Annotated in this window: 14 protein-coding genes; 8 read left to right on the top strand and 6 right to left on the bottom strand. The window is 54.3% G+C overall.

Annotated elements, in window-relative coordinates; all coding sequences use genetic code 11:
* Nucleotides 1-13: 13 nt before the first annotated feature.
* The 7 genes from VFO10_RS17345 (at nucleotide 14) to VFO10_RS17315 (ending at nucleotide 5,675) form a co-directional block, all read left to right on the top strand.
* On the top strand, nucleotides 14-2,083 hold the full coding sequence (locus VFO10_RS17345; protein WP_325142441.1) for a M3 family metallopeptidase: 2,070 nt from the start codon (nucleotides 14-16) through the stop codon (nucleotides 2,081-2,083).
* Nucleotides 2,084-2,145: 62 nt separating this feature from the next.
* Nucleotides 2,146-2,436 carry a YggT family protein gene (locus VFO10_RS17340; RefSeq protein WP_325142439.1) on the top strand — a complete coding sequence of 97 codons (291 nt, stop codon included), beginning with the start codon at nucleotides 2,146-2,148 and terminating at the stop codon, nucleotides 2,434-2,436.
* A 74-nt stretch (nucleotides 2,437-2,510) separates the two neighbouring features.
* Nucleotides 2,511-3,209: a hypothetical protein gene (locus tag VFO10_RS17335; protein WP_325142437.1), complete on the top strand. Its 699-nt coding sequence runs from the start codon at nucleotides 2,511-2,513 to the stop codon at nucleotides 3,207-3,209.
* 15 nt (nucleotides 3,210-3,224) lie between these two features.
* Nucleotides 3,225-4,190: an ABC transporter ATP-binding protein gene (locus tag VFO10_RS17330; RefSeq protein WP_325142435.1), complete on the top strand. Its 966-nt coding sequence runs from the start codon at nucleotides 3,225-3,227 to the stop codon at nucleotides 4,188-4,190.
* On the top strand, nucleotides 4,187-4,957 hold the full coding sequence (locus VFO10_RS17325) for an ABC transporter permease (protein WP_325142433.1): 771 nt from the start codon (nucleotides 4,187-4,189) through the stop codon (nucleotides 4,955-4,957). Before VFO10_RS17330 ends, VFO10_RS17325 begins: the two co-directional genes overlap by 4 nt.
* A gap of 69 nt (nucleotides 4,958-5,026) precedes the next feature.
* Nucleotides 5,027-5,380 (top strand): hypothetical protein, encoded by a 354-nt coding sequence (locus tag VFO10_RS17320; RefSeq protein ID WP_325142431.1) that lies wholly within the window; start codon nucleotides 5,027-5,029, stop codon nucleotides 5,378-5,380.
* Between the two features lie 73 nt (nucleotides 5,381-5,453).
* Nucleotides 5,454-5,675, top strand: a complete 222-nt coding sequence (locus VFO10_RS17315; RefSeq protein ID WP_325142429.1) for a hypothetical protein — start codon at nucleotides 5,454-5,456, stop codon at nucleotides 5,673-5,675.
* On the opposite strand, the gene VFO10_RS17310 is transcribed toward VFO10_RS17315, so the two are convergent.
* Nucleotides 5,672-5,953 carry an HNH endonuclease signature motif containing protein gene (locus VFO10_RS17310; protein ID WP_325142427.1) on the bottom strand — a complete coding sequence of 94 codons (282 nt, stop codon included), beginning with the start codon at nucleotides 5,951-5,953 and terminating at the stop codon, nucleotides 5,672-5,674. The two genes, VFO10_RS17315 and VFO10_RS17310, sit on opposite strands and share 4 nt — an antisense overlap.
* 60 nt (nucleotides 5,954-6,013) lie before the next feature.
* On the bottom strand, nucleotides 6,014-6,667 hold the full coding sequence (locus VFO10_RS17305) for a glycosyltransferase (protein ID WP_325142425.1): 654 nt from the start codon (nucleotides 6,665-6,667) through the stop codon (nucleotides 6,014-6,016).
* Nucleotides 6,668-6,823: 156 nt separating this feature from the next.
* Here VFO10_RS17305 and acnA point away from each other — a divergent pair, with 156 nt between their 5' ends.
* Nucleotides 6,824-9,514, top strand: a complete 2,691-nt coding sequence (gene acnA / locus VFO10_RS17300) for an aconitate hydratase AcnA (protein ID WP_325142423.1) — start codon at nucleotides 6,824-6,826, stop codon at nucleotides 9,512-9,514.
* A gap of 270 nt (nucleotides 9,515-9,784) precedes the next feature.
* Here acnA and VFO10_RS17295 read toward each other — a convergent pair whose 3' ends face one another.
* The 4 genes from VFO10_RS17295 to VFO10_RS17280 form a co-directional block, all read right to left on the bottom strand.
* On the bottom strand, nucleotides 9,785-10,534 hold the full coding sequence (locus tag VFO10_RS17295) for a hypothetical protein (protein ID WP_325142421.1): 750 nt from the start codon (nucleotides 10,532-10,534) through the stop codon (nucleotides 9,785-9,787).
* Nucleotides 10,535-10,563: 29 nt separating this feature from the next.
* Complete coding sequence (locus VFO10_RS17290; protein ID WP_325142419.1) at nucleotides 10,564-11,724, bottom strand: hypothetical protein; 1,161 nt, start codon at nucleotides 11,722-11,724, stop codon at nucleotides 10,564-10,566.
* Between the two features lie 226 nt (nucleotides 11,725-11,950).
* Nucleotides 11,951-13,474, bottom strand: a complete 1,524-nt coding sequence (locus tag VFO10_RS17285) for an alpha-amylase family glycosyl hydrolase (protein WP_325142417.1) — start codon at nucleotides 13,472-13,474, stop codon at nucleotides 11,951-11,953.
* Nucleotides 13,475-13,698: 224 nt separating this feature from the next.
* Nucleotides 13,699-14,091 carry a hypothetical protein gene (locus VFO10_RS17280; protein ID WP_325142416.1) on the bottom strand — a complete coding sequence of 131 codons (393 nt, stop codon included), beginning with the start codon at nucleotides 14,089-14,091 and terminating at the stop codon, nucleotides 13,699-13,701.
* Between the last annotated feature and the right edge of the window lie 136 nt (nucleotides 14,092-14,227).

Raw genomic sequence — 14,227 nt, 5'->3', positions numbered from 1 at the left:
GAGGACAGAAGAGATGGTGCATGAAAATCCCCTGATCGGGAATAGTGGCCTTCCCCAATTTGATAAAATAAAACCAGACCATGTAAGACCAGCTGTGGATCACGTGCTGGAGCGCTGCGAGTCGCTCCTGCAGAAGCTGGAAAAAAATCCGGAGCCCGAGTGGAATAAACTGCTCGTACCTTTGGAAACGATTCGCCGCGAACTCCACAACACCTGGAGCCCGATTCAGCATCTGATCGGTGTGAAGAATTCCCCCGAGCTGCGCGAAGCTTATGAAGCGAGCCTGCCGCAGATCGTCAGCTTTTCGCTGCGTCTTTCGCAAAGCCGGGCGGTTTATTTCGGTCTGAAAAAGATGAAGGATCAGGCGTCCTTCGCATCGCTGTCTGGAGCGCAGAAAAGAATCGTCGAGCATCTGATTCTGAACGCCAAACTCTCCGGCATCGAGCTGGAAGGCGCCGCCCAGGAACGCTTCAACGAAATCAGTCAGAAGCTTTCGCAGCTGCAGACGACCTATTCCAATAACGTCCTGGATGCGACCAAGGAATTCGAACTCATCATCAAGGATAAAAAAGATCTCGCGGGCATTCCGCAGAACTTCCTTGGGATGTGGGCGGAAAGCTATCAGGCCAGCCGTCCCGGTGAAAAGGCGACCGCGGAAGGTGGACCCTGGCGCGTGACGCTCGATTTCCCGAGCTATATTCCCTTCCTGAAATACGGGGAATCCAGGGCTCTGCGCGAAAAACTCTATCGCGCCTATATCAGCCGCGCCTCATCGGGAACCTTCGATAATACGAAGAATATTTACGATATTCTGCGCCTCCGTCGGGAGCAGTCCCGCTTGCTCGGCTATCAGACCTATGCGGAAGTCAGTCTCGCCATGAAGATGGCCGGTGATGTTCCCTCGGTCGATCGCCTGCTCGCGGATCTCGCCAAGGTGTCGACGCATAAGGCTCATGAGGAACTGAATGAACTGCGGGACTTCGCCCAGACACTCGGTCTGAAGGGTGATCTTCAGAACTGGGATGTTTACTTCTACCTCGAAAAAATGCGCCAGAAGAAATTTGACTTCACCGATGACGAACTGCGGCCTTACTTCCCCTTGCCGCGCGTTCTGAACGGTCTTTTCGAACTGCTTCATACTCTCTTTGGCATCAAGGTCGTGGCCCGCACGGATAATTTCCCGCGCTGGCATCCCGATGTTTCGTTCTATGATGTCTTCGATGATAAGAATCAAAAAATCGCCGGATTCTATCTCGATCCCTATTCGCGGCCAGCCGAAAAACGCGGCGGGGCCTGGATGGATTCCTGCCTCGATCGCGGCCAGCATGACGGCAAAACCATTCTGCCTGTGGCTTACCTCGTGTGCAACGGCACGCCTCCGGTTGGCAATACCCCTTCGCTCCTCAGCTTTGATGAAGTGGAAACCCTTTTCCATGAGTTCGGCCATGGCCTTCAGCATATGCTGACTCGCGTCAACGAACTGGAAGTCGCGGGCATCAACGGGATCGAATGGGATGCTGTCGAACTTCCCAGTCAGTTCATGGAAAACTGGTGCTATCAGAGAAACGTGATCAAGAATCTGACGAGGCACATTCAAACCGGGGAATCCCTTCCGGATGATCTTTTCCGCAAGATCTACGAAGCCCGGACCTTCAATGCTGCAAACCTGATGGTCCGTCAGCTGCATTTCGCCATGAATGATATGGAGCTGCATCATCGCTTTGACCCGGACGGCAAGGTTCCCGTCGAGGAAGTGAGCCGGCGTATTGCTCAGAAAGTCTGCGCCATCCAGCCGATTGCCGAGGATCGCTCGCTCTGCACCTTCGAGCATATCTTCGCAGGTTCATACGCAGCCGGCTATTACAGCTACAAATGGGCCGAGGTTTTGAGCGCGGATGCCTTCAGCCGCTTTGAAGAGGAAGGCCTGGACGAAAAAACGATAGCCCGGGTCGGTCGTGATTTCCGGGAAACCGTTCTGGCGCTGGGCGGCAGTCAGCACCCCATGGACGTCTTCACAAGGTTCCGGGGCCGTCCCCCTAAGCCAGACGCCCTTTTGAAACACAATGGCTTGACAGGCAGCTGATGGGCTTGCATGTTTCACGAGGCAGGTCTAGCATATTCGTTATGGAAAAGAGGAGGGCCCTGATGGGTGCTGCATTGTTGGACGGTTTGGCAGCAGTTGTTTCGATGTTTGCGCAGATGATACAGCTGCTGGTCATTGCTTCGGTTATTGTCAGCTGGGTTGGTGATCGGAGTCATCCGATCGTCCAGATGATCTATAATATCACCGAGCCGATGTATCGGCCCCTGCGCCGCCTGACATCCCGCATTCCTGGACCTTTTGATTGGGCTCCCATGGGGCTGCTCGCGATCGTCATTCTGGTGCAAAAAGTACTGGAAGCGATGCTGCGCGGTGCTGCGGCTCGCGGCATGTAATTCGTTCAGGGCCGGTGCATGCACCGGCTTTGCTGCGTTCTGGGTCCGGATAGCGTTTGTGGAGGGTCGCCCCTGTGCTGCTTCGATTCCGATCCCTGATAGTTCCTTTGTTGGCTTCCCTGGCTTTTATCACCATCCTCGTGAAAACCAATGATCAGCGTCTGAAAACCCTGCGAGCCGAGTATGATATCTTTGCTCCACCGCCGCTGTCGCAGTTTTCCTCGGGATTGATCGGTGTGCTGACGCTGGGGCACAAGGGAATCTATGACAATTTCATCAATATCTGGCTCCTGCAGACACTGGTCGATCCGCGTAAAGGCAATGATCACGAGGGCATGATGCGGCAGATCCGGAGCGTGATCCGCCATCATCCGCGGCTCGAGACGACCTATATGCTCGCGTGCATCGTGATGATGCAGGATTTTAAAAAGCCGGAATACTGCCAGGAGATAAACCTGGCCGGACTCAAGGCCTTTCCCACCAGCTGGCGTCTTCCCATGACCCAGGGTTATGTCGAATACTTTCAGATGAAGCAACCGGCCCAGGCCGCGAGCTTTTTCATGATGGCGGCCTCGCGGCCGAATTCCCCGGAATATGTGCAGAAGACGGTGAAAAAGCTTTTGAGCGAAAAGGATCTGACCCCCGAGGATCTGCAGAGAAGCCTCGAAATCATCGCCGAAACGGAAAGCAGCGAAAGCTTTTTGAAACTCCTGCAAAGCGTGGGCAAAGCCCCTGTGAAAGAGTCCATGCCCGAAACACCAGCTTCCCCCTGAAAGGAGCCCCGGCCCATGAGCAGCCCTTACATTCTTGAAGTCAGAAATCTGCGCAAGGTGTTTGATCAGGACCTTTTCAAGAAAAAGCAGGTGGTCCTGGATGATCTCAGTTTTGGCTTCCCCGAAGGCTCGTGCACGGCCTTGATGGGGCATAACGGAGCCGGCAAGACCACCACGATTCGCACGATCTTCGGTTTGATCAAACCGGACAAGGGCGAGGTGCTGTTTCGCGGCAAGCCTTTGACCCTTGAAGACAAACGCCTCATAGGGTACATGCCGGAAACCAATAAATTGCCGGGGAACCTGACCTGCGAGGAAATCCTCTGGCATCAGCTGCGGGTCTTCAATCCCAAGGATTTAAAGCCCAAGCATTATAAGGAAGCCATCGAAACCCAGCTGCGGGAAGTGGGCCTTTGGGATCATCGGCGAAAAAAGGTCGGCAAGCTTTCCAAAGGCATGGGCCGGCGTCTTTCGTGGGCGCAGGCCACCATTCACCGGCCGGAGCTCGTCATCCTGGATGAACCCATGTCGGGCCTTGACCCCGTGGGTTATAAGCTCATGATTCATCTGATCAACCAGCTCCGCGAACGCCGGACCAGCATCGTCCTTTGCACGCATGATATCTGGTCGATCAAGGACACCTGCGAGCAGGTTTACATCATGAAGAAAGGCCGACTCGTCTATTCGAGCCTTAACAATGAAACCGGATCACCGACGCAGAATCTGCAGCATTTCCTGGCCATTTCCGGCTGCTCCATCGAAACCCTCCGCGGCATGCAGGAATCAAGTCGCCTGCCCATGTGGGGTGATTTGAAAACCCAGGCTTACCGCACGGAGCTTTGGTTCAAGGATTACGCGGACGCTGTGAAATGGCTGCAGGCCTGTCTCGTCAAAGGTCTTCTGGTCGTGGACTTCCGCAAGTCATCGGGTCTGGATGAAGATCATCTGCTCAGTTTCTTCAGCGAGGACAAAAGCGCATGAGAGCCCTGGTCGCCGTTTCCATGGAAACATTTCTGCGTCTCCGCCGTGATAGAATCTTTCTACCCGCGGCCCTGGTGGGCTGTGGGCTCCTGATCATGTCCGGGCTTGCCAGCTACTGGGGCGTCGAGGAGTTCTTCAAGATCCTCTATGACCTGGGATCCTTCGCGTGGCTGATGACCGGCGCCACGGTCGCCATCTTCTGGGGCAATAAGATCATTGCCGATTCAAGGCAGGAAGGCAGCCTTGAGGTCCAGCTCGCCTCGCCCATATCCCGGAGCACCTGGCTTCTTGGAAAATTCGTGGGCTTAACGGCCGCTCTTGTGCTTTTGAGTCTTATCTTCCTTGCTGGCTGGCAGAGCATTTATCTGGGCTATGGAATGGGCTGGCTGCCGATGCGGGATATCGTGCTTTTCAGCCTTTTAAGCGTCAGCTGGGTGGTGATGGCGGCGGTTTCCATCTTTTTTGCGAGCCTTGCATCCGGCGCGGTCGCACTCTTCTGTTCCATCTGGATGTTCGTCGCCGGTTTGATCACCGCACCCATTCTGCAGACGCTTTCGCCTGAAACACCCGCCGCCACCCGCCAGGCGGTGGAAGTGCTGGCGGGACTTTGGAATCTTCATCTCTTCGATGCCTCTCAGTACACGATCGATAAGCAGGTCCTTTCGCAAATGGAACTGATTTCGCGTCTCGGATATGGGGCGATGCTGGTCGGCGTGTTCATGTCCCTCTCCTGCTTTTTCTTCAATCGTCGGGACATAGTCGGATAAATTGGACCCGGCTCCATTTTGAGATATAATTCAGAAAATACTCAAACTTATCTCAAGATGGGGTCTTCTATGGCTCGGGCTGTTAACCAAACCATCGCCTGGATCGCTGCTCTGTTCCTGAGTCTGATCGTCTTCGGCATCGGTCTGGCGATCGTCTTTAGCCTGAAACCCAAGCATGCCGATGAACACGGAGTGGCCGATGAGCACGGATCCCCTTCATCCCATGACAGTCATGAGGCATCGGGTGAAGATCACGGCGCTCCCGAGCATCCTGCCGACAGTGAAGCCGGGCACGCCAAGCCAAAAATTGAGCACGAAGATCCCCATGCCAAAGATGGGCAGGATGAGGAAAAGGAAATTACGCCTGCGAGCGTGAAAGCAAAGGCCGACGAGCACAGCCCGGAAGCCGCCCCACACCACTAACTCTGTACCTCGCCCGGGCTTTCCTCTATGATGGCGAGATAAAGCCCAAAACAGCGGGAAGGCCGGGTCACCTATGCCAGACAATAAGCCGAAGTCCAATGACAATCTGATCGATCTTGCGGCTGAACGCCAGCGTATGCAGGGACGCAGCGCCACGCTTCGAGGCAAAAAACTCACCAAGACTCAGAAGGGTCCTGAGAAGAAATCCTCGAAATCACCGCGCTGGTATCATTATTTGCAGCTGATTGTGTTTCTGGCCTTGATCGCGTGGTTGATGCGGAGCTGTCAGTTCTAGGACTTGTTTCGCTGCAGGAATTCATCCCATTCCACAGGTGTCAGGCTGCGCTTTTTCTCGTTGCAGGATTTGCAGGCTGGCACAAGGTTACCCGCAGTACTCCGCCCACCACGACTAATTGGCACGACATGATCCATCGTCACCTGCTCCCGGCTGATCGGGATCTGGCAGTAATAGCATTGGGTTTTCTGGATAAGATTCTGCCACCAGCGGGACTTTTTCAGTTCCTTGGCCTTCAGGCGTTCGCGCTGGATAAAATCGTCATCAATATCAAACAAAGGGAATCCTCCTGCGGTTCCCTTCCTAACAGATTCCGGCAGGCGGGGCCAAGCGATTTTTCAGCCAAGCCGCTGCACCCTGTGCGGCAATCGCCGGGGCCGATGCTGCCTTATTTTACTAGGATTCAAGGGCACGGATAAAGGCACCCGGATCACATGAAAACCAGCCTGTTTCAGTCTCCAGCAGAAGACGTAGTCTTCACCATAGGTCAAATCCCGGGTAAATCCGCCGACGCTTTGCCAAAGCTGCCGATGAAATGCAAAACCGTGATCGCCATAAGGCATCGACCAGAGCGAAGAACGGCTGCGAAGGCCTGCGTGCCTTCCCCCGCGCGGCGCATGCGGCAAGGATTCGAAGGAGTGCAGCGCATCCGGATTCACCAGCAGTGATTCCATCAATTTCGAAACTGAGAGCGGCGAAAGTTCGGCGTCGGCCTGCAGAACCCAGATCCAGTCCGTCGGAGCGGTCATGATCGCCCGATTGATTTGATCGGCATGGTCGGCGGAGCCGGTGACCACCGATAAAGAACGATGATAAATCATCGCGGCTTCCAGATCATCTTTCTCAAGTTCACAACTGGTATCGCATACAGACAGGATCCACGAATGTTCAGGGGCCAGCACAGCCAGCTGAGTGAGGAGTGCTTTCCAACTCTTATCACCCGGCGCGACAGGAACCACGATACTCAATTTCAGCGCATCAGTGTGTTTCATTCATTGAATCCCACGATTTGAAACTGTGTTGAAAGCTACATTCTCCCATCAGCTTGCCTCGGAAACGCAGACGGGGCAACGTAACAAACTGATGCAAAAGCGGGAAAATCGCTGTATGCTCCCTGCACATTGTTGACTCACTTTCCCGAGGTCTCCATGGCGCACAAAAGACTCGATTCTTTCAATTCTCATAAAACCCTGGACGTGGAAGGCGTTAAGTACCACTACTTCAGTCTGCCCGATGCAGCGAAGAATGGACTTGGTGATATTTCCCGTCTTCCCATGACCCTTAAGGTCCTGCTGGAAAACCTGCTCCGCTACGAAGACGGCAGCATCGTGACCAAGGAAGATGTTAAAGCTCTTGAGCAGTGGCTTTCGACAAAAAAATCGCAGCATGAAATCGCCTATCACCCTGCCCGCGTTCTGATGCAGGATTTTACTGGGGTTCCAGCGGTTGTCGATCTGGCAGCGATGCGCCAGGCCATGACCCAGCTGGGCGGCGACGCGAAGAAGATCAACCCACTGTCGCCAGTCGACCTTGTGATCGACCATTCAGTGATGATCGATTATTACGGAACGCCCGACGCCTTTCAAAAAAACGTCGATTTGGAATTCCAAAGAAATGCCGAGCGCTATGAATTTTTGAAGTGGGCACAGAACTCGCTCGACAATTTCCGCGCTGTGCCTCCCGGAACCGGGATTTGCCACCAGGTGAACCTGGAATATCTGGCCAAGGTCGTCTGGACCAAGGAAGAGGACGGCCAAAAATGGGCCTATCCCGACACCTGCGTCGGTACTGACTCGCACACCACGATGATCAATGGCCTCGCCGTTCTGGGCTGGGGCGTCGGCGGTATCGAAGCGGAAGCCGCCATGCTGTCACAACCTGTGGCCATGGTTCTGCCGGAAGTCATCGGCTTCAAACTTACCGGCAAATTGAAAGAAGGCATGACCGCGACCGACCTCGTGCTCACCGTAACCGAAAAACTGCGGAAGCTCGGTGTGGTCGAGAAGTTCGTGGAATTCTTCGGCCCCGGCCTGGATGACCTTGGCCTCGCTGACCGCGCAACTCTTGCCAACATGGCTCCCGAATACGGCGCCACCTGCGGCTTCTTCCCGATCGATGATGAAACGCTGCGTTATCTGCGTTTCACCGGCCGCGACGAGCACAGCGTGAAACTGGTCGAGGCTTATGCCAAGGCCCAAGGCATGTGGCGTGATAATTCGGTGGAAGCGATCTATACCCAGGTCGTTGAGCTGGATCTGAGTTCGATCGAACCGAGCCTCGCCGGGCCGTCCCGTCCTCAGGATCGTATCACACTCAGCAAGGCTTCCACGAATTTCAAAGAATGCCTGCCGAAGCATTTCAAAGTCGCCGAAGCCGACCTGAAAAAAACCGCTGCTGTCGAAGGCGAGAAGTATACGCTGACCCACGGTGATGTTGTGATCGCTTCCATCACCAGCTGTACGAACACGTCGAACCCTTCGGTTCTGGTGGCGGCCGGACTTTTGGCGAAAAAAGCCGTGGAAAAAGGCCTGCGTTCGAAGCCATGGGTGAAGACCTCCCTGGCCCCTGGATCACAGGTTGTGAAGGATTACCTGGAAGTGGCAGGCCTTCTGCCGCATCTCGATACGCTCGGCTTCAACATCGTCGGTTATGGCTGCACGACCTGCATCGGGAACTCCGGGCCTCTGATGCCGAAAATTTCCAAGTCCATCCAGGATAATAACCTGGTGGCTGCCGCTGTACTTTCCGGTAACCGGAACTTCGAAGGCCGTATCAGCCCCGATGTGAAAGCCAACTACCTGGCGTCGCCGCCTTTGGTTGTGGCCTATGCCCTGGCCGGTTCGATGGGCATCGACATCACGACTGAATCGCTCGGCAAAGGCAAGGATGGCAAGGACGTTTATCTGAAAGACATCTGGCCCAGCAATCGTGAGATCGCTGATGCGATCGCCATGTCGCTCAGCGCCTCGATGTACAAGAAACGTTACGCCAACGTCTTCGAGGGTCCCAAGCAGTGGCAACAAACTCCAGCGGGCAAGGGTTTGACCTTCAACTGGAACAGCAACAGCACCTACGTGCGTCACCCGACCTATTTCGAGAATATGCCGCGTGAAGCCAAGGGTCAGGACGATATCATCGGCGCGCGTCCTTTGGCGATTCTGGGCGACAGCGTGACGACCGACCACATTTCCCCAGCTGGTGATATCAAGAAGGATTCTCCAGCCGGCAAATACCTGATTGATCATGGTGTGAAGCCCGTGGATTTCAACTCGTACGGCGCCCGTCGCGGCAACCACGAGGTGATGATGCGCGGAACCTTTGCCAATATCCGCATCAAGAACGAGATGCTGGATGGCAAGGAAGGTGGATACACCAAATTCATCCCGACCGGCGAAGTGATGTCGATCTATGATGCAGCGATTCGTTACAAAGAGACCAAGACTCCGCTCGTGGTCATCGGCGGCAAGGAATACGGCACGGGCTCATCGCGTGACTGGGCTGCGAAAGGCACGAACCTTCTGGGTGTGCGCGCCGTCATCACGGAAAGCTTCGAACGCATTCACCGTTCAAACCTGATCGGTATGGGCGTTCTGCCCCTCTTCTTCCTGCCCGGACAAAACCGGAAGACTCTGAACCTGACAGGTGACGAACTCTTCACGATTGAAGGCGTCCGCAACATGCGCCCACGGCAGAACATGAACTGCACGATCCAGCGCAAGGACGGCAGCAAGGAAGTGATTCAGGTGCAAAGCGCCATCTATAGCGAAGACGAGCTTGCTTACTTCGTGAACGGTGGAATTCTGCAGTATGTGCTGCGTCGCCTCGCAGTGAACAGCTGATTTCACGGCTTTTTAGTTGATCCAGGCAGTTCCTCTCTGGAACTGCCTTTTTTTTGCGCTGAAGAAATGTCTTGATCCTCTTTGATCAGCCAGCCTATAGCACCAGCACTGAATGTTCCCAACCGATCATTTATCCCAATGAAAAACAAGCACTCAGCTGCACACTTGCCGCGGCTAACAGGCCTCCATGGTCTGAGTTTTTCGCCACTCGTGACAGCATGATCCGTTTTCACGGGTCATGCTGGTTTTTCATTCTTTTAAGCTTTGAAATTAAATCGCGAGACCGATTTCGAAACCGATCAAGGGCAGGCTTTGCTTTTCAAAATCATGCAGAAGATCCTTGACCTTGTCATGGACCAGCTTTTCCTGGGACAAGCGTGCTTCTTCCAGGTTATCCGCCGAGCCTGTGCTGCTGTCGGTGGCCTGGGAATTCATGACATTCACCCGAGTTTGAATCATGGAGCGGCCACCCACGGGCTTGGTTGCACCCACGAACCAGCCGAGGAATACAGGCCCAAACGTGAGGCGCTGCCCCATGCTCGCGCGCAAAAGATCCTGGTTCGTCTCGGTTTGAAGATCGACGCTGAAGCTCGTGTTGCTATCCATTTGGGAGTCGCTGTCTTCAAAGATGAGGGGGCTTTCCACATGACTTTTGATCGTCACGCGGCGACGTGCCGAGGCCAGCCCCAGATAAAAGCTGCCTCCGAAGGGATAAACCAGGGCTCCCAGTGACGACTGAGGCCCGAAATCAACGGCGAAGGGAAGGGTCAGATAGGGGCTGCGAATCGCAAAATCCCCCTGGGACACAAGCTTTTTGCTGGGAACCCCGACTTCCACATTCACGGGCAGAGGCCAGCTGTAGGTTCCCTGAATCGCAAAATAACGGCCCAGGTCCAGGCTCATGACAGCTCCGGTGGCCTCAGGAATACTCGTGAGGACACCAAGCTTGAAAGGTTTGCTTCCGGCCAGCAAAGGGCCGGAAAAAAGTGCAAGCATCAGCGCAAGACCAAGGCGCAGCATACAGAACCCCTTTGTTCCGCAGAACGGAATTATTTTTGGTTCTGTGATGGATTATCATTCTGTCCAGGATCGTTCTGGCCAGGCTGATCTGGAGTTCCACCGCCGGGAGGGTTGGGATCCTTGCCACCAGGAGGTGTTGGATCTTTTCCACCAGGAGGCGTGGGATCTTTGCCGCCGGCTGTCAAAGCGCAGACTTCACGCTTATCAAGGTCCACTCGGAAGCTGCGGGAGGCGGTACCGGCCATCTGATAGCGGGTGGTATCAACGAGTTTGAATTGCTTGCCGTTCGGCGACTCGGGATAGAGCGCGATGCGGCGACTATAGACGAGGTTTTCCGGCTGGCCTTCGACGCGGACGCCGTTTTTCAGCTCCAGGGCCTGCCAGGTTTTTTGTTTGGCGTAACTCATCCGCAGAAAGTCCTGCGAACCTTCGGGACTCTTTTCATAGATGCCTTTGGCCACGATCGCTTCCAATTCCAGGCGCTGCACATCACCGGCGCCTTCATGCACAAAAGAGAAGCGGAAGGATTTGCTGTCAGCTTCCTGAAGGTCCAGGGATTCGCCCTGCTCATGGACGACCTGCATGGCGATATCGGCTTTCATGAGTTCATGGGCATCGGTTTTTTCAAAGCTGGAAACGCCATCGAGTTTTACGCCCAGCTCAAAGAAAACGAGCTTGGTCACGGTATCAATGGAACCCGGAAGCGTGGGATTCAATTGGTTGGCATCAGTGGCTTTGATCTTGGAAAGAACAGCCGTTTCGAGCAGGGGACGGATGTCGCCATACTCTTCCATGGCGAAGAGATCCTGTGGATTCTTCAGCACTTTGCATTCACCGGGCTGCAGGGAACCCAGAAGGCTCAGACCATAGTTATGCTCGGTATGCGCATTCCGCACGACGGAATCACGGAATTGGCGGAAGAGCGAACGCAGAAGCACGCGGCCTTCGTTCTGATATCGTTCGAGGAAAGCGCGCGCGCCTTCCTTCTTCAACTCTTCGAGTCGCGCGAGGTTATCTTCCATGGAGTTCCACGAAAGGTAAAGACGCCCGGCCTGATCGTCGGATTGAACATCCTTGGTTTCCGACGGAGTCTGCTTTTTCCCAAGCTCGACTGTCAAACTTTTACAAGCACCAAAACCCAGAAGGAGCGGAGGACACAGGGTCAGAGACAGCAGTATTCTTCGAGACATGATTGGCCCTTTCCACAATAAACTGACGATAAGCGATGTCCTGGGGATTATCAGACAGACTAATAAATGCAAAACGCTCACCACCGTATGCAAAGCGGATCTGCCTTGCAGGGCCTTGAAACTCTTTACTTTTTGGTATGGGAAAACTTTCAGGGGGTAAAAAAGCAGCCTTGCCTTCACAAACTGTCGAGTGTTTAAACAAGGCTGATCAGCAAAGAGCCGGAGATCAGGGCTGGATCAAGAGCATCACGGCCTTACGCGCCGGAATGCGGAAATCGAGAGCCCCGCCGGTCAATGTCGTGCGGGTTTGCGTCAGCACATCAACGGCTGTTTGATCCTTGCGACCAAATCCATTGACGGAAAAGCTGAACGCCTCACCGCATTTATTGATGCCCACGAGACCTTGATTGCCGCGTTGAAAGATCAGGCGGCAATCGTCCCGATGCACGACCTTCATATCCTGACCGCGCACGGCATTGTGAAAGGAAATCATGGCCTTCAAAGCGGCAGACCGATGCGCATAAGCCCAGCGATCATCGCGTATACCGCCGCCTCCGGCTTTCCCAAGATCCGAGAAGACAAAGGGCACACCTTCGCTGCGGCCCATGAGGAAGGCATAGCCCAGTTCCTCATCGACGGGATCAAGGATCATGGAACGGAAATCGGTGTTGTTCGGAATATCATGGTTCATCACGAAGGCCACCGAACGGGCCGATGGAAGAGCCTTCTTCGCGCTTACGATTTGGGGATCCAACAGGGAGCCGAGCGAACCACCCAAGCCAAAGGCCTGCTGAATCGTGGCGCGCAGGGGGAAATCATAAAATGCCATGGACGTTTCATTCATATAGGGGCTCATGTCCCTATCATAGCTTGAAGCATCGGCAATGATTTCACCGAAGATGAATTTGCCCTGAACAAGGTCGCTCGTCAAAAGCTGTTTGAAGTAACCCGGCTCCATATGCTTGACAGCGTCCAGGCGATAGCCGTCAGCGCCCATATCATTCAGTGACTTCAAAAATTCCTTTTGGACCTTCAAAACGCGGGCCGAACCTTGATTCAGGTCAGGCAGGCCTTGATCCCCGCCGCCGCCGCAGAGTCGACCGTTACGCACCTGATAGACGTCGTTATAATTCGTGATACAAAACGCGGGATGATAGTCCTCGGCGGTGAAAAGCGGCCCCATTTTCTGATTCAGCTGCTGAGCTTCCGGCGGAAAGGTCGAGGATTCATTCGCCGTGTGATTCAGAACCACATCCACAATGATTTTGATGCCGTGACGGCGGGCTTCCTGAATCATTCCTTTGAAATCGCCTTCATTCCCTAAAGGACCGGCTATCAAGCGATAATCCACAGGCTGATAGCGGCCCCACCACTGATCGGTTTGGATGCTCAGGTTCGGGGGTGAAACCAGGATCTGGCCGTAGCCAGCGCCGGCCAGAAGAGGAATTTCCGCTTTGATTTTTGCAAAGGGCCAGTTGAAGAGCTGGACCATGACATCCCCGTTCACCACCACAGGCGCGCCGGGAACCTCGGGGGTTCCTGGAACTCCAGGCGTTCCGGGGACAGGGACATTGGGATTGGGGGCTGGTTTATTTCCGGTATCCGGCTGGGATCCTGGGCCGGGTTCCGCTTCAGGTGCCGGCCCGGGCTTTCGCTGGGTATCGGGTTGAGGCTGGGCCTCCTGACAGGCAAGGGCACAGCCGAGCAGACTGCCTAAAATAGTTTGGTTCAACGTCCGTCGCATCTTCATCACAACGCTCCACTCAATGCAGGTCAGCAAAATCCCAAGGGGATCAACCATCGCCATTCTTTCACAGGAGGGTCTTGAGAATTGGCATGAGTTTGCCTGAGTGGACCCGGTTTTATCCGGTTTTGCGCGGCATAAAAAAAAGGAGGCGTCTGACCAGACACCTCCCCGATCGGAGTTGTTACATGGAGAACAGGCTCCGCTTGCTTCCTGCAATCAAGTCCCACTTAGCCGTGCATCAGGAACAACGCGAGCAAGGCCAGGACCAAAAGCGCAATCACACAGAATATGTTCAAGAGCCTATCGTTTCGATTCGATGCAATCTGAAACTGATAGGGCCTTGCTGCCAGGCTGATACGATCCTGATCCCGGGACTTATAATAGACCTCCCCGTTTTGCCAGATCGCTTCCATCCATCCTCGGTAGACAGACTGATCCAGATTACGTTTCAAACGTCTGAGTTCAAGCGTTCGTTCCCGCGTCATGGCCATCAGCTCAGGAAGTCTTTCGCGCCGGCTATAGAGCAGGCTGAATATTTCTTCGAGGTTGAGCGGCTTCGGTTGCTCCCGCATCATTCGAATCAGCTCGGCTTCCAGGAATCCTTCATTCCATTCGATCAAAGCGTGACTCCCAGAAAAGAAACGACATAACTGGATGAGAGAGACAGTCCAGTTATGTCCAACGTTGTTCTATCAGCGCGCTTTTGTACCGAAAAAAAGATAAAGGAGACATTGCAGAAGATATGCCAGCCGCAAA

This window comes from Oligoflexus sp. (assembly GCF_035712445.1).
GTDB lineage: Bacteria > Bdellovibrionota_B > Oligoflexia > Oligoflexales > Oligoflexaceae > Oligoflexus.
This window is presented reverse-complemented; position numbering and strand designations above follow the sequence as displayed.